The following is a 20313-nucleotide window of genomic DNA, read 5'->3' on the forward strand; positions in this document are numbered from 1 at the left end:
GGCGACATGTCCTGCACCGGCGCCGTCGACTCCGACGCCACGACCATCGAGAAGGTCATCGCCGAGATCGCCGCCTCCCGGCTCACCGAGCGGGGTGCCACCCGCGCCGACGACAAGATGTCCGAGGCCGCGATGGAAGACCGCAAGCGCGAAGGGTACTTCTAGACATGAGCACCACCCCCGCCGTCTGCGCGGTTCCCGAGGCCGGAACGCTGCGGCTCGCCACGGCCGGTTCCGTCGACGACGGCAAGTCCACGCTGGTCGGCCGTCTCCTGCACGACTCCAAGTCGGTCCTCGCCGACCAGCTGGAGTCGATCTCCCGGACCGGCACGCCCGATCTGGCGCTGCTCACCGACGGCCTGCGCGCCGAGCGCGAGCAGGGCATCACCATCGACGTCGCCTACCGCTACTTCGCCACACCCCGGCGCCGCTTCATCCTCGCGGACACCCCGGGACACGTGCAGTACACGCGGAACATGGTGACGGGCGCCTCCACGGCGGAGCTGACGGTCATCCTGGTCGACGCGCGCAACGGTGTCGTCGAGCAGACCCGGCGGCACGCGGCCATCGCCGCGCTGCTGCGCGTCCCGCACGTCGTGCTCGCCGTCAACAAGATGGACCTCGTCGACTACGAAGAGGCCGCCTTCGCGAGGATCGCCGATGAATTCGGAGCACTGGCAGCCGAGTTGGGGGTTCCCGCGGTCACCGCCATCCCGATCTCGGCGCTCGCCGGGGACAACGTCGTGGACCCGTCCGCCCGCATGGACTGGTACGGCGGCCCGACAGTCCTGGAGCACCTGGAGACGGTCGAGGTCACCGCGGAGTCGCCGGACGCGCCCGCCCGCTTCCCCGTGCAGTACGTCATCCGGCACGGCGAGTCGCGGCACTACGCGGGCCGACTGGTCTCCGGCACCCTGCGCGTCGGCGACCGGATCGCCGTGCTCCCCTCGGGCCGGACGACGACGATCACCGCTCTCGACGTCCTCGGCACACCCGTGCACGAGGCGCACGCGGGATCGTCCCTGACGGTGCGGATCGCCGACGAACTGGACGTGGCGCGCGGCGATCTGCTGGCCCCGGCCGGTTCCCGGGCGCCGGAGATCACCCAGGACGTACGGGCCGCCGTCTGCCATCTCGCGGACGAGCCGCTGACCGTGGGGCAGCGCGTCCTCGTACGGCACACCACCCGCACGGTGAAGGCCGTCGTCAAGTCCTTGGGTGAGGCCGAGCAGTTGACGGCCAACGACCTCGGGCACGTCGTGCTGCACACCGCCGAGCCGCTGGCGCTCGACGCGTACGCGGAGATCCGGCACACCGGCGCGTTCCTCCTCGTCGACCCGGCGGACGGGACGACGCTGACCGCGGGGATGGCCGAGTCGGCCCGCTGACCTCCCGTGCGCCGTGTGCCCGGCCCCACCGCTCTTCGCGGGGGCCGGGCACACGGCGTCCGTCGGCGGTCAGTCGTCGAGCGCCTGGTACAGCGTGGTCCAGAAGTCGTGCATCAGGTGGATCGAGGACGGCGTGGAGGCGCCGACCTGGGTGAGCAGGATGCCGACGATCCCGTTGACCGGATCGGCGTAGGTCGAGGTGCCGCTGCCGCCGTCCCAGCCGAACTGGCCGACGGGTGCGTAGTCGCCGCGGTAGGTGCGCACCGCCATGCCGATGCCCCAGCCGCCGTGCTGGCCCTGCCCGAAGGAGATGTGCACGCTGTTGAGCGCCAACTCCTGGCGCGCCGCCTGCTGTTCGGGGGTGAGCCGGTTGGTCGTCATGAGTTCGACGGCGGGCCGGGACAGGATCCGCTCCCCGTCGTGCACCCCCTTGGCGAGCAGCATCTTGAAGTAGGCGTGGTAGTCGTCGGCCGTGGAGTTCACCCCACCGCCGCCGCCCTGGAACGCCGGTGGCGTGCTGTGGCGGCCGGTCGCGGCCTCGTCCCACACATGGAACTCGCCGGTCGCCGGGTCGGGCGCGTACAACGGGGGCAGCCGGTGCAGCTGGTCCTGCGGGACGTGGAACCCGGTGTCCTTCATGCCGAGCGGGTCGAGGATCCGCTCACGCAGGAACGCCTCGAAGGACTGGCCCGTGACCCGGGAGACGAGCACTCCGACCAGGTCGCTGGCGATCTGGTACTGCCAGCGCTCGCCGGGCTGATGCATCAGCGGAAGCGTGCCGAGGCGGCGCATCCACTCGTCCTGCTCGGGCATGGGCTCGGGCAGGTTGGGAGTGATCCCCTGCTCGAAGACGGCGTTCATGACCGGCGTACCGATCACCGTCATATCCATGCCGAGGCCGAACGTGGAGGTCAGTACGTCCCGCACGGAGATCGGGCGGCGGGCCGGAACGGTGTCGTCCAGCGGGCTGTCGATCGTCCTCAGCACCTGACGGTCGGCGAGCTCGGGCAGCCACTGCTCCACCGGGTCGTCGAGGTGGATCCGACACTCGTCGAGCAGGACCATCGCCGCCGCGACCGACAGCGGCTTGGAGGTCGAGGCCATCCGGAAGAGGGTGTCCCGGCGCATCGGGTCGCCGCCGTCGTGGCGCATGGTGCCGATCGTCTCGACGTGCGTCTCGTCGCCACGGCTGAACAGGGCGACGACCCCGGGGATCCGGCCCGTGTCGACGCCTCGCGCCAGTACGTCGTGCACCTTGCGCAGTCCCGCTTTGGAGAAACCGGCGCTGCTCTGTCCCATCACGTAACTCCCCCTGCGCCGCCGTCGGCGCCCGTGCACATGGTCAGGATTCGTCGAACGCCCGAAAGGTACATTGCGTTCACGAAGGCGTCAACGATCAATTTCGTCAATGCCTGTGAGGTAAATGGGCGTTAAGAAGGCGTCATTGCAATGAGGTGTGGTGAACGCTCGATCCGTCGGGCCAGGGGTGTCAGTTCGGCAGTGCCAGACGGGGTTTGGGGGCGTCGAGTCGGCCGGTCCGGGGCGGCCTGCTGCCCGCGCGGTACGCGTCCGGCCAGCCGACACCCTCACCCGCGTAGCCCTGCTCGGCCGCAGCGTGCAGGGTCCAGTGCGGGTCGTACAGGTGCGGGCGAGCCAGCGCGCACAGGTCCGTACGCCCGGCCAGGACAAGGGAGTTGACGTCGTCCCAGGAGGAGATCGCACCGACGGAGATCACCGGGACGCCGGTCTCGCCACGGATCCGGTCGGCGTACGGCACCTGATAGGAGCGCCCGTACGCCGGTCGCTCGTCGGCGACGACCTGGCCGGTGGAGACATCGATCGCGTCGGCGCCGTGCGCGGCGAAGGCCCGGGAGACCGCCACCGCGTCCTCGGCGGTCGTCCCGCCCTCGGCCCAGTCGGTCGCGGAGATCCGTACGGTCATGGGCCGCTCGCCGGGCCACACCTCGCGCACCGCGTCGAAGACCTCAAGGGGGAACCTGAGCCGCGCTTCCAGGGAGCCCCCGTAGGCGTCCGCGCGCCGGTTCGTCAGCGGGGACAGGAAGCCGGACAGCAGGTAGCCGTGCGCGCAGTGCAGTTCGAGGAGGTCGAAGTCGGCGCGGGCGGCCCGCCGCGCGGCGGCCACGAACTGGGCTCTGACATCTGCGAGTTGGGTGGTGGTCAGCTCCGCCGGGGTCTGACTGCCCGGCTTGTACGGGATCGGGGACGCGGCCACCAGGGGCCAGTTGTCCGCCGGGTCGGGCAGCGGTTCGTCGATGCCCTCCCACATCAGGCGCGTCGAGCCCTTGCGGCCGGAGTGGCCGAGCTGCACGCCGATCGCGGCGCCGGGCGCTCCGGAGTGCACGAACTCGGTGATCCGCCGCCAGGAGGCCGCCTGCTCGTCGGTGTAGAGACCGGCGCAGCCCGGGGTGATGCGGCCCTCGGGGCTGACGCAGACCATCTCCGTCATGATCAGGCCGGCCCCGCCGAGCGCCCGCGCGCCGAGGTGGACCAGGTGGAAGTCGCCGGGCACGCCGTCCACGGCCGCGTACATGTCCATCGGGGAGACCACGACGCGGTTGCGCAGCCGCAGTCCGCCCAGCCGGAACGGCGTGAACATCGGCGGGGTGCTCTCGGGGCAGCCGAACTCGCGCTCCACCGACGCGGTGAAGCGGGCGTCGCGCAGCCGCAGATTGTCGTGGGTGACACGGCGACTGCGGGTGAGGAGGTTGAACGCGAACTGTTTCGGGGGCTGGTCCAGATAGCGCGGCAGGTCCTCGAACCACTGGAGGCTGGCCCGTGCGGCGCGCTGGGTGGAGGCGACGACGGGCCGCCGCTCGGCCTCGTACGCCCGCAACGCCTCGTCCGTGGTGGGGTGTTCGCCCAGGCACGCGGCGAGGGCGAGGGCGTCCTCGACGGCCAGCTTGGTGCCGGAGCCGATGGAGAAGTGCGCGGTGTGGGCGGCGTCGCCGATGAGGACGCAGTTGCCGTGCGACCAGTGGTCGTTGACGACCGTGCGGAAGGTGAGCCAGGAGGAGTCGTTGGACTTCAGGGCGCGTCCGCCGAGCGCGTCGGCGAAGGTCTTCGCGCAGGCCGCGACGGACTCCCCCACGTCCAGGTCCGCCAGTCCGGAGGCCCGCCACACCTCGTCCCGCATCTCGACGATGACCGTGGACGCGTCGGCGCTGTAGGGGTAGCCGTGCAGCTGCATCACACCGTGCGGGGTCTCGGCGATCTCGAAGCGGAACGCGTCGAGGGCGAAGTCGGCGGCGAGCCAGATGTAGCGGTTGCGGTGCTCCTCGATGTGCGGGCGGAACGCGTCGGCGCAGGCGGTGCGGGTCGCGCTGCGCACCCCGTCGGCGGCGACCACCAGGTCGTACTCGGCGCGCAGCCGGTCCAGGGGCGGGGCCGGGGTGCGGAAGCGCAGCTCGACGCCGAGCCGGCGGCAGCGGTCCTGGAGTATCTCCAGCAGGCGGCGCCTGCCGAGCGCGGCGAAGCCGTGGCCGCCGGAGGTGTGCCGCACGCCCCGGTGCACGATGTCGATGTCGTCCCAGCGCACGAACTCGTCCCGGAGCGCCGCGTACACGACCGGGTCGGCGTGCTCGATGCCGCCGAGGGTCTCGTCGGACAGGACGACGCCGAAGCCGAAGGTGTCGTGCGGTGCGTTGCGCTCCCAGAGCGTGATCTCGCGGTCCGGGTCGAGGCGCTTGAGGAGCGCGGCCGCGTACAGGCCGCCGGGGCCGCCGCCGACGACGGCGATCCTCCGCGCGGTGACGGGGGTCACCGTCCCTGCCACTTCGGCGGCCGCTTCTCGGTGAAGGCCGCGTGGAACTCGGCGTAGTCCTCGCCGTTCATGAGCAGGGCCTGGGTGGCGGCGTCCAGCTCGACGGCCGCGGCGAGCGGCATGTCCAGCTCGGCGGTGAGCAGCGCCTTGGTCTGGGCGTGGGCGAGGGCGGGTCCCGCCGCAAGCCGCTGGGCGAGGGCCAGCGCCGCCTCGTCGGCCCGGCCCTCGTCGGTCAGCTCGCTGATCAGTCCGATCCGCTCGGCCTCCGGCGCGCGCACGGCGTCGCCGAGCATCAGCAGCCGGGTGGCGTGGCCGAGACCGACGACGCGGGGCAGCAGGTAGGCGGCGCCCATGTCGCCGCCGGACAGTCCGACCCGGGTGAACAGGAACGCGAAGCGGGCGCTGGGGTCGGCGACCCGGAAGTCGGCGGCGAGCGCGAGCACCGCGCCGGCGCCCGCGGCGACCCCGTGCACGGCGGCGATCACCGGGAACGGCGCCTCGCGCACGGCCCGCACCACCTGCCCCGTCATCCGGTTGAAGTCGAGCAGCTGGGCGGTGTCCATGGCGAGGGTGGCGCCGATGATCTCGTCGACGTCGCCGCCGGAGCAGAAGCCGCGGCCCGCGCCGGTCAGGACGAGGGCGCGGACCGCCCGCTCCCGGGACAGCTCGGCGAGCAGATCGCGCAGGTCGGCGTAGGCGCCGAAGGTGAGGGCGTTGAGCTTCTCGGGCCGGGCGAGGGTGACAGTGGCGACGCCGTGCGGGTCCACGGTGTACGCGAGGTGGTGCCAGGTCTCGGTGCGGGGGGCGGAGCCGGTGAAGGGACTCATGCGCGTACGGCCTCCTGCGGGCAGGCGTGCTCCGACGGCTGTCCCACGAAGGTATCACCGCTTTGTGACCGTCGTCAGTAGAACGCGATACGGCTACGGGGAGCCCTGGGGGAGCCGAGGAGGAGGACGGAATAAGGAACAGTTCAGGTCATAGAGCCCAATGTCCCGAGGAAGACCACCGGGAGCCTCTATCGACGCACGCCGTACCATTCATAAGGTTGAACGCAGGACGGCCACCCCACGCACCATCCTCCGGCGCCCGTCCCGCCCGAACCGCCCCCACCCGCCCCCTCAGGACCCGCTTTGACTCCTCCCCCCGGGCCCTCCACGCCCACGTCGTGGCGTATAGCCCTGCCGCACACCGCGGCCGCCGTGCCCGTGGCGCGCGCCCTCGTCCGTACCGCGCTGACCGAGATCGACTCGCCGGCCGCCGACATGGACACCGCGGAGCTGCTCACGGCGGAGCTCGTGGCGAACGCCGTGGAGCACACCGCGGGCGACGCCCCCATCGAGCTGGTGGTGGAGCTGCTGGAGACCGGCTGCCAGGTCGAGGTGCACGACGCCGACCCGGCGCCGCCCGCGGACCTCACCAATCCGGACGACGCCGAGGAGCCCGATCCGTGGCAGGAGCACGGACGCGGCCTGCTGCTCATCCGCACGCTGTCCTCCTCGTGCGGACACCGCCCCACCGAGTCCGGCAAGGCGGTGTGGTTCACGCTTCCGGCGGTGCCCCGGCAGCGGCCCCCGTCCGAGGCGTAGCGCCGAGCCGCGAGTTCTTGCGCCCGTAGCCGCCGTAGACGAGCACGCCGACGGCGAGGAACACCGCGAACTGCACCCAGGTCGTCCAGCCGGTGCCCCAGATCAGGTAGAGGCAGAAGGCGACGCCCAGGACCGGGCTGAGCGGATACAGCGGCACCCGGAACGAGCGCTTCAGGCCGGGGTGCGAGCGGCGCAGGGCGACGACCGCGACATTGACGGCGACCATGGTGGCGAGCGTGCCGATGGTCGTCAGGTTCACCACGGCGTCCAGCGACGAGAACGCGGCCGGGACCGCGAAGACGACCGCCACGATCCAGGTGCCCCGCACCGGCGTCGACGTCCTCGGCGAGACCCGCTCGAAGACGCGCGGGATCAGTCCGTCGCGGGACATCGACATCAGGATCCGGGTCTGCCCGTACATCACCGCGAGCACGACGGACGCGATGGCGACGACCGCGCCGAAGGCGATGATCCCGCCGCCGACGGTGGAGTGCGTGACGTCATTGACCACGAGGGAGAGCGCGGCCGGCTTGTTCCCGACGGCGTCCGCGCCGAGCGCGCCGATGGCGGCGACCGCGACGGCGCAGTACAGCAGGGTGACGATGCCGATGCAGATCATGATCGCGACCGGGATGTTGCGCCGGGGGTTCTTCACCTCCTCGCCGGCGGTGGTGATCGCGTCGAAGCCGATGTACGAGAAGAAGGCGAGCGAGGCGCCGGAGGTGACGCCGCCGACCCCGTTCGCGAGGAACGGCGTCAGGTTGTGGTCCTCGAACGCGGTGAAGGCGACGGCGCAGAACGCGACCAGGATGCCGATCTTCAGGACGGCCATCGCGGCGGTGGCCCGCGCGCTCTCCCGGACGCCGCGCACCAGCAGCGTCGCGGCCATCAGCAGGACGACGACGGCGGGCAGATTGACGACGCCGCCGTCGGACGGCCCCGCGGACAGGGCGGCGGGCAGCTGCCAGCCGAAGAGGCTGTCCAGCAGTTCGTTGAGGTACTGGCTCCAGCCGACGGCCACGGCCGACACCGAGACGCCGTACTCCAGGAGCAGACACCAGCCGACGAGGAACGCGACGCGCTCGCCCAGGGTCGCGTAGGCGAACGAGTACGAGGATCCGGAGACCGGGATCGCGCCGCCCAGCTCGGCGAAGGAGAACGCCGTGAAGACGCAGGTGATCCCGGCGAGCACGAACGACAGGAGTACGGCCGGGCCGGCCTCGGCCACCGTGTCGGACAGCCCGACGAAGATGCCCGTGCCGACGATCGCGCCGACGCCGAAGCACACGAGCTGGAAGAGCCCCATGGTGCGCTTGAGGCCGTGGCCTTCGAGGTCGGCGCCCGATTCGGCGATGAGGGATTCGGGCGACTTGAGACGCATGGGGTGGTGCTCATTTCCGGTGGTGCGGGTGCGGCGGGGGTGGTGCCGCATGCCGATGGGGCCGGAGAGGTGTTCCGGCCCCATCAGTGTGAACGGTTCTGTGGTGTGTGCCCTGCTGCCTACGGCCGGCCGAGCGTGGCGACCATGACGGCCTTGATGGTGTGCATCCGGTTCTCGGCCTCGTCGAAGACGACGGAGTGCGCCGACTCGAAGACCTCGTCGGTGACCTCGAGGGACTCCAGGCCGTACTTGGCGTGGATCTCGCGGCCGACCTTGGTGCCCAGGTCGTGGAAGGCGGGCAGGCAGTGCAGGAACTTCACGTCCGCGTTGCCCGTCGCGCGCAGCACGTCCATGGTGACGGCGTACGGCGTGAGCGCCTTGATCCGCTCGTCCCAGATCTCCTCGGGCTCGCCCATGGAGACCCAGACGTCAGTGACGACGAAGTCCGCGCCGGCGACACCGTCGGCGACGGACTCGGTGAGCGTGATGCGCGCGCCGCTCGCCTCGGCGAGCTTCTCGGCCTGCGCGACGATCTCGGCGGCGGGCCAGTAGCTCTTGGGCGCGACGATCCGTACGTCCATGCCGAGCAGGGCGCCGGTGACGAGGTAGGAGTTGCCCATGTTGAAGCGGGCGTCGCCGAGGTAGGAGAAGACGATCTCGTTCAGCGGCTTGTCGTTGTGCTCGGTCATCGTGAGCACGTCGGCGAGCATCTGGGTGGGGTGCCAGTCGTCGGTCAGGCCGTTGTAGACCGGCACGCCGGAGAACTCGGCGAGCGTCTCGACGATCGCCTGCTCGTCGCCGCGGAACTCGATGGCGTCGAACATCCGGCCGAGCACGCGCGCGGTGTCCTTGCTCGACTCCTTCTTGCCGATGTGCGAGCCGGCCGGGTCGATGTACGTCGTCGAGGCGCCCTGGTCGGCGGCCGCGACCTCGAACGAGCAGCGGGTCCGGGTCGACGCCTTCTCGAAGATCAGCGCGATGTTCCTGCCCTTGAGGTACTGCGTCTCGGCGCCCGCCTTCTTGGCGGCCTTCAGCTCGGCGGCCAGCTCGACGAGACCGCGGAACTCCTCCGCGCTGAAGTCCACCTCCTTCAGGAAGTGGCGGCCTGCGAGGTCGGGGCGGGCGGTCGTCGCCATGGGGCGCTCCTGGATGCGGATCGGGACGGGCAGGGGAACAACAGGACGATGTAAGTCTATACGATGCCCCACATTTATATTCAGCCCTTGGTGTCGTGATCGCTCACCGGGGCGCCGGGGACCCGGCGGTCGCCGCCGTTGCGGTCCTGCCACAGGCGGTAGACGTCCACGGCGTCCTCGCGCGGCTCGTGGCGCATCGGCAGCCTGCGCTCCTGCCAGGGCTTGGCGAACTCGTCGTAGAACGTGCTCAGCTCGAAGTACTTGCGGTCGTCCACGTAGTGCGGCTCGTAGGCGTCCCGGGTCGTGACGAAGACGACCTCGTCGGGAGAGCAGTAGTAGAGCGCGCCCAGACACATCGGGCACGGCTGCGCCAGGACGTAGATCGTGGCGCCGGTCAGGTGCTCGGTGCCGAGCCGCACGCAAGCGTCACGGACGGCCAGCACCTCGGCGTGGGCCGTCGGGTCGTGGGTCTGGGCGACCTGGTTGGCGCGCTCCGCGATGATCTCGCCGTCCTTGACGACGACGGTGGCGAAGGGGCGGCCGCCGTCCAGGACGTTGGCGCGGGCCAGGTCGACGGTGCGCTGGACGAAGTCCATGAGGTACCTCCGGTCGATGCGTTCTCGGCTTCTGCCGAACCGCTACCCAGCCTGACTGAACTGCACCTATAGCGTCCAAGACGCATTGCCCATGTCCGCTATCGATGACATCTATGTCCGGCGCTAGGCTCGCCGTATGGCTCCTGTGGAACTACGACACCTGCGCTATCTCCTGGCCGTCGTGGAGCACGGCACGTTCACCCGGGCCGCCGAGGCGCTGCACATCGCGCAGCCCACCCTGTCGCAGCAGATCCGCGCGCTGGAGCGGGCCGTGGGGCAGCCCCTGCTCGACCGGTCCGGACGCACCGTGCGGCCCACCGACGCGGGCGAGGTCTACGCCGGCCACGCGCGGCGGGCGCTGCGCGAGATCGCCGCCGCCGACGCGGCCGTGCGCGACGTGCGGGACCTCTCGCGCGGGCGGCTGCGGCTCGCGGTCACGCCCACCTTCACCGCCTATCTCGTCGGACCGCTCCTGGCCGCCCTGCACGCCCGGCACCCCGGGCTCGACCTGACCGTCCGGGAGACGACGCAGGAGCACATCGGGGAGGGGCTGATCGCCGGCGACCTGGACGCGGGCATCGCCTTCACCGGCGCACCGGTGCCGGGCGTCGCGGCCGAGCCGCTGTTCGTCGAGACGCTCGGCGTGGTCGCGGGCGCCGGGGCCGGGTCCGCGCCGCTGCCGGTGGCCGCGCTGGCCGGCCGGGACCTCGCGCTGCTCACCGGTGACTTCGCGACCCGCGCCCGGATCGACGCCTACTTCGCGGAGCAGGGAGTCGCGCCCCGGGTCGTCGTCGAGGCCGACTCGGCGCTGGCACTCCTGGAGATCGTGCGGGGCGGGGCGCTGGCCACCGTGCTGCCGGACGCCGTGACCCTGGACCGGCCCGGGCTCTGCCAGGTGCCGCTGCGCCCGCCGCTCCCACGGCGGACGGCGGCGCTGCTGACCCGCTCGGGCGGTCACCGCTCGGCGGCCCTGCTGGCGTTCGCGGCGCTGCTGCGCGCGCAGGTGACGGAGCGGGGGCTGCCGCCCGCCCCGCCCGGTTGAGCCCCGGGGCGCGCCTCAGCCGGCGGTCACCGGGTCCCGCTCCACCGGGCAGCTCATGCAGCGCGGGCCGCCGCGGCCCCGGCCCAGCTCGCTGCCCGGGATCTCGATGACCTCGATGCCCTGCTTGCGCAGGAAGGTGTTCGTGGTCGCGTTCCGCTCGTAGGCGACGACGACGCCCGGCTCGACCGCCAGCACGTTGCACCCGTCGTCCCACTGCTCGCGTTCGGCGGCGTGCACGTCCTGGGTGGCGGTCAGGACCCGGATGCCGCTCAGGCCGAGGGCCGCCGCGATGGCCCGGTGCATGTGCTCCGGCGGATGGTCGGTGACCTTCAGCTCCCGCCCGGAGGTGCCCGGTTCGATGGTGTACGAGCGGAGCATGCCCAGGCCCGCGTACTGGGTGAACGTGTCCCCGTCCACCATCGTCATCACCGTGTCCAGGTGCATGAAGGCCCGCCGCTTCGGCATGTCGAGCGCGACGATGGTGCGGGCCGAGCCCGCGGCGAACAGCTTGTGCGCGAGCATCTCGACGGCCTGCGGGGTGGTCCGCTCGCTCATGCCGATGAGGACGGCGCCCTCGCCGATGACGAGCACGTCGCCGCCCTCGATGGTGGACGGGTAGTCGGCCTGCCCCTCGGACCAGACGTGGAACCTCTCGTCCCGGAACAGCGGATGGTGCCGGTAGATCGCCTCGAAGTGCACCGTCTCGCGCTGCCGGGCGGGCCAGCGCATGGCGTTCACCGACACCCCGTCGTAGATCCAGGCCGAGGTGTCGCGGGTGAAGAGATGGTTGGGCAACGGCGCCAGCAGGAAGTCGTCGAGGTCCATGACGTGGAAGCGGACGGACGTCGGTTCCGGATGCCTCGCCAGGAACTCACGCTTCGTCATTCCGCCGATCAGCGCCTCGGCCAGCTCGTGCTCGGGCAGCGTCTCGAAGGCGGCCCTGAGGTGGTCGGTGGCGAGCGGGCCGTACTCCTTCTCGTCGAACACCCGGTCCAGTACGCGGATGCGGGCGGCCTCGTCGGCCAGCGCCTCGGTGAGCAGGTCGCCGAAGAGGTGCACCGTGACGCCCCGGTCGCGCAGCACGTCGGCGAACCCGTCGTGCTCCTGGCGCGCCCTGCGCACCCAGAGCACGTCGTCGAAGAGCAACTGGTCCTTGTTGCTGGGCGTGAGGCGCTTCAGCTCCAGGTCGGGCCGGTGCAGAATCACGCGGCGCAGCCGCCCGGCCTCGGAGTCGACGTGAAATCCCATGGAGCCATCCTTCCCCGGGGAGCACAGGATGCGCTCTGTGTGTCGCCGAGTGCGGGCCGGTGGGGGCTGGTCGCGCAGTTCCCGCGCCCCTGAGGGCCGCAGGCCTTCCAGGGGCGCGGGGAACTGCGCGACCAGCCACGACGGCGGTGCACCCGACGGTCAGAGACGGGGGTCCACCGGCTCCGACTCCAGAGCCAAGACCGCGAAGACGGCCTCGTGCACCCGCCACAACGGCTCCCTGTCGGCCAGCCGGTCGAGCCCCTCGAGCCCGAGCCCGTACTCCCGCACCGCCAGAGACCGCTTGTGCCCGAGGAACCGCTGCCGCAGCGTGGCGAGATTCTCGGGCCGCGTGTACTCGGGACCGTAGATGATCCGGAGGTACTCGCGCCCCCGGCACTTGATCCCGGGCTGCACCAGCCGCCCCTTCTCGTCGCGCACCAGCGCCCCGACCGGCTTGACGACCATGCCCTCGCCACCGCGCCCGGTCATCTCCAGCCACCAGTCGACACCGGCCCGCACCGACTCCGGGTCCCCGGTGTCGACGAACAGCCGCCGCGTCGTCCGCAGCAGCCCACTGGCGTCGTGCTCGACCATCCGGTCGACGAGTGCGAGCTGCTCGTCGTGCGGCAGCCCGGCGAGGGACCGGCCGCGCACGGCGAGGACCTGGAACGGCGCGAGCCGCACCCCCTCCATCCCGTCCGTGCTCCAGCAGTAGCGCCGGTACGCGTCCGTGAACGCGGCGGCGTCGGCCGCCCGCTCCCGCTGCCGGTCGAGGAGACCGCCCACGTCGACCCCGCGCCCGGCCGCGGCCTCCAACGCGCCCAGCACACCCGGGAACACGGCCCCGGCGGCGGCGCCCACCGCCGCGTACTGCGAGCGCAGCAGCCCGGACGCCTTCAGCGACCACGGCATCAACTCGGCGTCGAGCAGCACCCAGTCGGTGTCGAGCTCGGCCCAGAGTCCGGCCTCCGTGACGGCGTCCCGCACCCGCCCGAGCACCGCCTCCGTCATCTCGGCGCTGTCGAAGAACGGCCGCCCGGTCCGGGTGTAGAGCGCGCCCGTCACCGCCTCGTCGGCGACGCCGAACCTCTCCCGCGCCACGACCGCGTCCCGGCAGACCAGGGCCACGGCCCGCGAGCCCATGTGCTTCTCCTCGCAGACGACCCGGCCCACGCCGTCGGCGGCGTACTGGGCGAAGGCCTCGGCGGGGTGCTCCAGATAGCCCTCCTCCTGCGACGTCGCCGTCGGCGCCATCGTCGGCGGCAGATACGGCACGAGCCGCGGGTCGACCGCGAAGCGGCTCATGACCTCCAGGGCCGCCGCCGCGTTCTCCTCGCGCACCGTGATCCGGCCGCCGTGCCGGGTCTCCACGGTCCGGCGCCCCCGCACGTCGGCGAGGTCCAGCGGCCGTCCCTCGTGCCCGCCGGGCGCCTCCGTGGCCAGCGGCCGCGTCGGCTCGTACCAGACCTGCTCGGCCGGTACGTCGACCAGCTCGCGCTCCGGCCAGCGCAGCGCGGTGAGCCGGCCGCCGAAGACGGCGCCGGTGTCCAGGCAGATCGTGTTGTTGAGCCAGGTCGCGGTCGGTACCGGGGTGTGTCCGTAGACCACCGCGGCCCTGCCGCGGTAGTCCTCGGCCCACGGGTAGCGCACGGGCAGCCCGAACTCGTCGGTCTCGCCCGTCGTGTCCCCGTAGAGCGCGTGCGAGCGCACCCGGCCCGAGGTCCGCCCGTGGTACTTCTCGGGCAGGCCCGCGTGGCACACGACGAGCCGGCCGCCGTCGAGGACGTAGTGGCTGACGAGGCCGCGCACGAACTCCCGCACCTCGGACCGGAACTCCTCGCTCTCCGCGCCCAGCTGCTCGACGGTCTCGGCGAGGCCGTGCGTGTGCTGGACCTGGGCGCCCTTCAGCCAGCGGCCCAGCTTGTTCTCGTGGTTGCCCGGTACGCACAGCGCGGTGCCGGCCTTCACCATGCCCATCACCCGGCGCAGCACGCCGGGGGTGTCGGGTCCGCGGTCGACGAGGTCGCCGACGAACACCGCCGTGCGTCCCTCCGGGTGCGCCCCGTCGGCGTACCCCAGCTTGCCGAGCAGCGTCTCCAGTTCGCTCGCGCAGCCGTGGATGTCGCCGATGATGTCGAACGGTCCGGTGAGGTGGGTCAGGTCGTTGAACCGCTTCTCGCGCACGATGTCCGCGCGCGCCACCTCGTCCACGCCCCGCAGGACGTGCACCTTCCGGAACCCCTCCCGCTCCAGGGACCGCAGCGAGCGGCGCAGTTCGCGGGTGTGCCGGGTGATGACGCGGCGCGGCATGTCGGCCCGGTCGGTCCGCTGCGCGTTGCGCGCGGCGCACACGTCCTCCGGCACGTCGAGCACGACGGCGATCGGCAGCACGTCGTACTCGCGCGCCAGGTCGATGAGCCGACGGCGCGCGTCCTGCTGCACGTTCGTCGCGTCGACCACCGTCAGGCGGCCGGCCTCCAGGCGCTTGCCCGCGATGTAGTGCAGCACGTCGAAGGCGTCGCGGCTGGCGCTCTGGTCGTTCTCGTCGTCGGCGACCAGGCCGCGGCAGAAGTCGCTGGAGATGACCTCGGTCGGCTTGAAGTGGGCGCGTGCGAAGGTCGACTTGCCCGAACCCGACGCGCCGATCAGGACGACCAGGGAGAGGTCGGTGACGGGCAGCACCCGCCCCGTGTTCTCGCTGTCGGTCATGCCGCCGCCTCCTTCGCTGCCTTCTCGGCCTTCTCGGCCTTCTCTGCTGTCTCTGCTGTCTCTGCTGTCTCTGCTGTCTCTCGTACGGTGAAGACCGCCATCTGGGTCGGCGGGCCCACCTCGGGGTCGTCGGGACCCACCGGCACGTACCGCACGGCGTATCCGTGCCGTCCGGCCACCCGCTCCGCCCAGGTGCGGAACTCCTCTCGGGTCCATTCGAACCGGTGGTCACCGTGCCGGACGTGCCCGGCGGGCAGGGTCTCCCAGCGGACGTTGTACTCGACGTTCGGCGTCGTCACGAGGACCGTGCGGGGCCGCGCGGACCCGAACACCGCGTACTCCAGGGCGGGCAGCCGGGGCAGGTCGAGGTGCTCGATCACCTCGCTGAGCACCGCCGCGTCGTACCCCTTGAGCCGCTTGTCGGTGTAGGCGAGCGAGCCCTGGACGAGCCGCACGCGCGAGGCCTGCCGCTCCCCCATGCGCTCCAGCCTGAGCCGTCGCGCGGCGATGGTGAGGGCGCGGACGGACACGTCGAGCCCCACGATCTCGGTGAACCGGACGTCCTTCAGCAGCTCCTGCACCAACTGGCCCTGCCCGCAGCCCAGATCGAGCACCCGGGCCGCGCCGGAGTCGCGCAGCGCGTCGAGGATCGCCTCGCGCCGTCGCACCGCGAGCGGCACCGGCTTCTCCTCGGTGTCGGTCGACTCGTCCACGGCGTTGTCGATCTCGTCGACGTCCGTGTCGTCGGCGTCCGCGAGCCGCACCAGTTCGAGCCGGCGCATCGCCTCCCGGGTCAGGGCCCAGCGCCGCGACAGATACCGGCCGGCGATCAGGCGCTGCTCGGGGTGGCCGGCCAGCCAGCCCTCCCCCGCGCGCAGCAGCTTGTCGACCTCGTCGGCCGAGACCCAGTAGTGCTTGGCGTCGTCGAGCACCGGAAGCAGCACATACAGGTGGCGCAGCGCGTGCGCGAGCCGCAGCTCCCCTTCCAGGACGAGACGCACGTACCGCGAGTCGCCCCACTCGGGGAACCGCTCGTCGAGCCCGATGTGCTCCACCTCGACGGTCCACCCGAGCGGCTCGAACAGCTTCCGTACGAGGTCGGGGCCGCCGCGCGCGGGCAGCGCGGGCACCTCGACGCGCAGCGGCATCGGCTCCGCGGCCCGCTCGGGACGCGCCTTGCACACCCCGCGCAGCGCGCTGGAGAACACGGCGCTGAGCGCCACGGCGAGCAGCGACGAGGCCGCGTACGGCCGGTCGTTCACATACTGCGCGAGCGCCGCGTCGGCCGCCTTGTTCTTCTTGCCGCGCCGGACCAGCGCCACCGGATCGACCTCGAGCAGCAGCGCGGCCGTGCACCGCTCCGCGCCGGCCTCGGGATAGAGGACGTGCGCGGTGCCGTAGGAGGTGGAGAACGCCTGCGCGTTCTCGGGATGCTTGTGCAGCAGGAACCCGAGGTCGGTCGCGGGGCGTTCAGGGGTACCGGTGGTACTGATCGTCAGGAACACGCCACCCAGTCTCCCCGGCGGCCGCCACGGCGACCAGCGAGTTTTCCCTCGCGCGGCCCGGCCCCGGGCATCATGGCTGCATGGATCTTCGAGTTTTCACCGAACCGCAGCAGGGTGCCACCTACGAGACGCTGCTCCGCGTCGCGCAGACGGCCGAGGAGCTGGACTTTGACGCTTTCTTCCGGTCCGATCACTACCTCCACATGGGCTCCGCCGACGGGCTGCCCGGCCCCACGGACGCCTGGACGACGCTGGCCGGTCTGGCCCGCGAGACGCGGCGGATCCGCCTGGGCACCCTGATGACCGCCGGCACCTTCCGGCTGCCCGGTGTCCTCGCCATCCAGGTCGCCCAGGTCGACCAGATGTCGGGCGGCCGGGTCGAGCTGGGTCTCGGCTCCGGCTGGTACGCCGAGGAGCACGCGGCGTACGGCATCCCGTTCCCGAAGGAGAAGTTCGGGCGTCTGGAGGAGCAGCTCGCCATCGTGACGGGGCTGTGGGAGACGCCGGTCGGCCAGCGCTTCACCTTCGAGGGCACCCACTACCAGCTGAAGGACTCCCCCGCGCTGCCGAAGCCCGCCCAGGCGCGGGTGCCGGTCCTCGTCGGCGGCCACGGCGCCAAGAAGACGCCGGCGCTCGCGGCGCGCTTCGCCACCGAGTTCAACATCCCCTTCGCTTCCGTCGCCGACAGCGAGGCGCAGTTCAAGCGGGTCCGGGCGGCCGCCGTCGAGTACGGGCGGTCGGCGGACTCCCTCGTCTACTCCAACGCTCTCGTCATCTGCGTGGGCCGCGACGACGCCGAGGTGAAGCGGCGCGCGGACGCGATCGGGCGGGACGTCGACGAACTCAAGGCGAACGGTCTCGCCGGCTCCCCCGCGGAGGTCCTGGAACGCATCGCCGCGTACCAGGCCGTCGGCTCGCAGCGGATGTATCTGCAGATGCTCGACCTGGACGACCTCGACCACCTGGAGCTGATCGCCTCCGAGGTGGCCCCGCACCTCTCCTGATCCGACACCTCCTGATCCGGCACCTCCTGACGCGGCACCTCTGATTCGCCTCCTCTTGATCCGGCACCCCTGACCCGGTCGCCCGGGGCCGGGCGTCAACTCCGCTGTCGCCCGGTCCCGCCCGACGGCCCCTCTCGGGTGAAATTGCGTCAACCCGTGGCGCGGGGCGGTCCCGCCGCAGTGACTCGGCCCGCCCGATGATCGTTGGCTCGGGCGGAGCCGGACCGCCCGGCCCCCGCGCCGGCGGTCGCTGCCGCGCGTCACTTGCGTCAGCTGCCTTCCCCCAGGTGGGAGGGCGAAGGCCAGGAGGCCGTCATGTCCCAGGAAGCCGTGCCCGAGCAGGCCGCGCACGATACGAACGTGCCGGAGCAGCAAGGAGCGCCCAAGGGTCTGCTGCAGCAGATGGAAGAGCTGATGGCGGCGCTCAACGCCGATCTGTCGCAGCTCGACGCCGACCTCCAACAGCCCCCGGGCACCTCGCGCCCGGCCGCCGACGAACTCTGAGGCAGCCGCCCGCCGAGGCATCGCCGCGCTCCCTCAGCAGCCCGCGGGGAGCGCCGCGCCGGGAGCGCCGCAGTCGCGGGTGCGCTCCCGGTCAGGCCGCCGAGTCGGAGCCGGGCTCCGGTCCGGGGTCCGTCAGGCGGCTGTCCCGCTCCGGCAGCCGGCGGAGTATCTCCAGCACGCGGTCCCGGGACTCGTCCGCCGCGTCGATGGCTTCCATGCACTGCCAATAGGCCCCTTCCTCGAAGGACCCGCTCGCCACCGCGACGAGCGCGATCCCCACATCGCCGAGCAGCGCGCCGAGATCCATCAAGGCCCCGCGCACATCGCCCAGTTCGGTCAACTGCGCCGCCCGTATCCCGCCGGCTCCCACCACCGGAACCGCCGAGCCGCCGCTGCCCCGCGCTCCCGCCTCGCACAGGCCCAGCGCCTCACCTCTCATCTCCGCCGGCCCCAGCATGGCGAGGCGGCTGCCGATCGCCTGTGCCAGAGCCTGCGCCTGCCACGCCTCCCTCATGATGTCCGGCGCGTCCTGGCTCTCCGCCAAGGCCCGTCGGCCGACCCCGATGAGCCGCACCGCATCCATCCGCGCCTCCGCCCGTCACGCCCGAACTCCCTTGTCCACTACCCAGAGTGAGGGCTCGTGAGGCGAAAAGCCAGGGGAGGCCCGAAATCTGTGGAGAAGTAATCCGCTGTGGATATTTCTATGACTCCGGAGAGTGACGGATTCCCTTTTTCGGTTCTTCCGGATCCCCCACATCCCCCGGCCCCTCCGGCACCGGGAACCGGGTCTCGTTGCGGTCGATCTTCGCCGCCAGCGCGGCGAGCGCGTCGACGCCGAGCACCTCGCACAGTTGCAGCAGATACGCGAGGACGTCGGCGACCTCGTCGCGGACCCGGTGCGCCGACTCCGGATCGTCCATCACCCGGGCCGACTGCTCGGGGGTCAGCCACTGGAAGATCTCGACGAGTTCGGCCGCCTCGACGCTGAGCGCCGTGGCCAGGTTCTTCGGGGTGTGGAAGGGCTGCCAGTCGCGGGCGGCGGCGAAGCGGGCGAGGCGGTTCTGAAGGGCCGCGACGTCGAGGTCGCCGCCGCCGGCCGGGAGTGCGGCCCCATGGTCCTGTGCGTCTGTCACGGCTCCAGGTCTACCACCGTCGCACCGTGCGCCCGCGCCTCCCGTTCCGCGCTCGCCCCCTGGCCCACCGCGGCGACGAGCCGGATGTGGCCGCGGGCGCACATCCGGGCGGCGAGCGCGGTGAGTTCGGTGCTCTGGACCGGGTCGAGACCCCGGTCGAAGCCGTCCGCCGCGACGGTCAGGGTCTGGTACGCCTCCGGCACCTCGGCCGCCGCGTCCACCTCCAGGACCTGGGGCCCGGTGAGCAGGACGAGCGCGAGGGCGAGGTATCTCAACTCGCCGTCCGCGAGCCGCTCGACGGGGGTGCGCAGGCCGTCGCCGCGGTCGATGAAGGCGCGGACCGAGCCGTCCCGGCCCGCGGGCTCGGCGAACACGTCGAGGACCGGTCCGGCGAGGCCCGCCCGCGCCGCGGCGACCAGCAGCGCGTGCCGGTTGCCGCACTCGCTGCGGGTCCTGCCCAGCACGGCCGCGAGGTTGTCGCAGCCGCCGAGCAGCCGGTCGGCGCGGGACGGGGCCGGTGCGCGCATCCGGGCGGGGTCGGGGTCGCAGGCGAACGCCGAACGGAGCCCGACGACCATCTGTTCCGCGGCGGCGAGCACCTGGAGCTGGCCCTCCGTGCGGCCGGAGACGCGCAGCGGGAGCAGGGCCGTGCCGAGCAGGTCGTCGGGGAGCGGGCCCCGGGTCACCGGCACCGAACCGGCCGTGTGCCAGGCGGCCTGGACGTCTCGGCGGCCCGGGTCGCGCAGGGCGGTCTCCAGGTAGACGACGCCGGGGCCCGTCAGCCGCTCGCCGACGACGCGCAGTTCGGGCTCGGCCTGGACGGCGAGGTCGAGCCGGACGGGTCCGGCCGGGCCCTCGACGGTGCAGCCGATCCGGAAGCCGCGGCGGCGCTGCGCGTCGGGCCGCGCCCGCTCGGGGACGTAGGCCCGCGGGTCGGGGAACACCTCCCCGAGGTGCGCGCCGCCGCCGAGCCGGGCGAGCGCGTCGAGGGCCCGCAGCACGCTGCTCTTGCCGCTGCCGCTGGGGCCGGTCAGCGCGGTGAAGGGGCCGAGGGGGACGGTGGCGCCGCGGTGGCGGGCGAAGGCCGAGAGCCGCAGCTCGGTCACGCGCGGGCGGCCGGGGAACGCGCCGGGGGGTAACGGGGGCGCGCCCCGCTGGAGCACGGTCATGAGGTGAACGTAGGCGGACCGGCGCCGCAGAACCGTTCGTCCCCGGTGACCTTCCTACGATCGAGCGATTATGCCGAAAGGGATTGCCAGCCGGGGCGCGATGGGGACGGTGCCGGTCGGGGCGGTGCCGG

At 72.2% G+C, this 20313-nt stretch carries 17 protein-coding genes and 1 pseudogene; 6 read left to right on the forward strand and 12 right to left on the reverse strand.

Annotated elements, in window-relative coordinates; all coding sequences use genetic code 11:
• Positions 1 to 165: pseudogene (locus ABZ930_RS37930) on the forward strand (sulfate adenylyltransferase small subunit); the annotation flags it as partial.
• A gap of 2 nt (positions 166 to 167) precedes the next feature.
• Positions 168 to 1388 carry a GTP-binding protein gene (locus tag ABZ930_RS37935; protein WP_361558886.1) on the forward strand — a complete coding sequence of 407 codons (1221 nt, stop codon included), beginning with the start codon at positions 168 to 170 and terminating at the stop codon, positions 1386 to 1388.
• 69 nt (positions 1389 to 1457) lie between these two features.
• Here ABZ930_RS37935 and ABZ930_RS37940 read toward each other — a convergent pair whose 3' ends face one another.
• From ABZ930_RS37940 to ABZ930_RS37950, 3 genes are all read right to left on the reverse strand, one after another.
• A complete protein-coding gene (locus ABZ930_RS37940) occupies positions 1458 to 2687 on the reverse strand; it encodes a serine hydrolase domain-containing protein (RefSeq protein ID WP_361558889.1) in 1230 nt (409 codons plus the stop codon).
• Between the two features lie 190 nt (positions 2688 to 2877).
• Positions 2878 to 5181, reverse strand: a complete 2304-nt coding sequence (locus ABZ930_RS37945; RefSeq protein ID WP_361558892.1) for a bifunctional salicylyl-CoA 5-hydroxylase/oxidoreductase — start codon at positions 5179 to 5181, stop codon at positions 2878 to 2880.
• Positions 5166 to 5996: an enoyl-CoA hydratase family protein gene (locus ABZ930_RS37950; RefSeq protein WP_361558895.1), complete on the reverse strand. Its 831-nt coding sequence runs from the start codon at positions 5994 to 5996 to the stop codon at positions 5166 to 5168. Before ABZ930_RS37950 ends, ABZ930_RS37945 begins: the two co-directional genes overlap by 16 nt.
• A 303-nt stretch (positions 5997 to 6299) precedes the next feature.
• Between ABZ930_RS37950 and ABZ930_RS37955 the strand changes: the two genes are divergently transcribed.
• The gene (locus tag ABZ930_RS37955) at positions 6300 to 6755 is read left to right on the forward strand and encodes an ATP-binding protein (RefSeq protein WP_111662457.1); all 456 of its coding nucleotides are present in this window, start codon (positions 6300 to 6302) and stop codon (positions 6753 to 6755) included.
• Here ABZ930_RS37955 and ABZ930_RS37960 read toward each other — a convergent pair.
• The 3 genes from ABZ930_RS37960 to ABZ930_RS37970 form a co-directional block, all read right to left on the reverse strand.
• Positions 6709 to 8136, reverse strand: coding sequence for an amino acid permease (locus tag ABZ930_RS37960; RefSeq protein ID WP_361558955.1), 1428 nt, complete (start codon positions 8134 to 8136; stop codon positions 6709 to 6711). The two genes, ABZ930_RS37955 and ABZ930_RS37960, sit on opposite strands and share 47 nt — an antisense overlap.
• A gap of 119 nt (positions 8137 to 8255) precedes the next feature.
• Positions 8256 to 9272: an ornithine carbamoyltransferase gene (gene argF / locus ABZ930_RS37965; protein WP_361558898.1), complete on the reverse strand. Its 1017-nt coding sequence runs from the start codon at positions 9270 to 9272 to the stop codon at positions 8256 to 8258.
• A gap of 80 nt (positions 9273 to 9352) precedes the next feature.
• Positions 9353 to 9868 (reverse strand): nucleoside deaminase, encoded by a 516-nt coding sequence (locus tag ABZ930_RS37970; protein ID WP_361558901.1) that lies wholly within the window; start codon positions 9866 to 9868, stop codon positions 9353 to 9355.
• A 136-nt stretch (positions 9869 to 10004) separates the two neighbouring features.
• On the opposite strand from ABZ930_RS37970, the gene cynR reads away from it, so the two are divergent.
• Positions 10005 to 10910 carry a transcriptional regulator CynR gene (cynR, locus tag ABZ930_RS37975; RefSeq protein WP_361558904.1) on the forward strand — a complete coding sequence of 302 codons (906 nt, stop codon included), beginning with the start codon at positions 10005 to 10007 and terminating at the stop codon, positions 10908 to 10910.
• Positions 10911 to 10925: 15 nt separating this feature from the next.
• On the opposite strand, the gene ABZ930_RS37980 is transcribed toward cynR, so the two are convergent.
• From ABZ930_RS37980 to ABZ930_RS37990, 3 genes are all read right to left on the reverse strand, one after another.
• Positions 10926 to 12158: an arginine deiminase gene (locus tag ABZ930_RS37980; RefSeq protein ID WP_361558907.1), complete on the reverse strand. Its 1233-nt coding sequence runs from the start codon at positions 12156 to 12158 to the stop codon at positions 10926 to 10928.
• Positions 12159 to 12317: 159 nt separating this feature from the next.
• On the reverse strand, positions 12318 to 14867 hold the full coding sequence (locus ABZ930_RS37985; protein ID WP_361558910.1) for a polynucleotide kinase-phosphatase: 2550 nt from the start codon (positions 14865 to 14867) through the stop codon (positions 12318 to 12320).
• Positions 14864 to 16372 (reverse strand): 3' terminal RNA ribose 2'-O-methyltransferase Hen1, encoded by a 1509-nt coding sequence (locus tag ABZ930_RS37990; RefSeq protein WP_361558913.1) that lies wholly within the window; start codon positions 16370 to 16372, stop codon positions 14864 to 14866. Before ABZ930_RS37990 ends, ABZ930_RS37985 begins: the two co-directional genes overlap by 4 nt.
• A gap of 80 nt (positions 16373 to 16452) precedes the next feature.
• Between ABZ930_RS37990 and ABZ930_RS37995 the strand changes: the two genes are divergently transcribed.
• Together ABZ930_RS37995 and ABZ930_RS38000 are read left to right on the forward strand one after the other, a co-directional pair.
• Positions 16453 to 17376, forward strand: coding sequence for an LLM class F420-dependent oxidoreductase (locus ABZ930_RS37995; RefSeq protein WP_361558916.1), 924 nt, complete (start codon positions 16453 to 16455; stop codon positions 17374 to 17376).
• A gap of 315 nt (positions 17377 to 17691) precedes the next feature.
• The gene (locus tag ABZ930_RS38000) at positions 17692 to 17880 is read left to right on the forward strand and encodes a hypothetical protein (protein ID WP_361558919.1); all 189 of its coding nucleotides are present in this window, start codon (positions 17692 to 17694) and stop codon (positions 17878 to 17880) included.
• 91 nt (positions 17881 to 17971) lie between these two features.
• On the opposite strand, the gene ABZ930_RS38005 is transcribed toward ABZ930_RS38000, so the two are convergent.
• From ABZ930_RS38005 to ABZ930_RS38015, 3 genes are all read right to left on the reverse strand, one after another.
• Positions 17972 to 18463: a DUF6099 family protein gene (locus ABZ930_RS38005; RefSeq protein ID WP_361558922.1), complete on the reverse strand. Its 492-nt coding sequence runs from the start codon at positions 18461 to 18463 to the stop codon at positions 17972 to 17974.
• Between the two features lie 118 nt (positions 18464 to 18581).
• Positions 18582 to 19013: a nucleotide pyrophosphohydrolase gene (locus tag ABZ930_RS38010; RefSeq protein WP_361558925.1), complete on the reverse strand. Its 432-nt coding sequence runs from the start codon at positions 19011 to 19013 to the stop codon at positions 18582 to 18584.
• Complete coding sequence (locus tag ABZ930_RS38015) at positions 19010 to 20182, reverse strand: ATP-binding protein (RefSeq protein ID WP_361558928.1); 1173 nt, start codon at positions 20180 to 20182, stop codon at positions 19010 to 19012. The genes ABZ930_RS38010 and ABZ930_RS38015 overlap by 4 nt, the downstream gene beginning before the upstream one ends.
• Positions 20183 to 20313 lie beyond the last annotated feature (131 nt).

This window comes from Streptomyces sp. NPDC046716 (assembly GCF_040645755.1).
Taxonomy (GTDB): domain Bacteria; phylum Actinomycetota; class Actinomycetes; order Streptomycetales; family Streptomycetaceae; genus Streptomyces.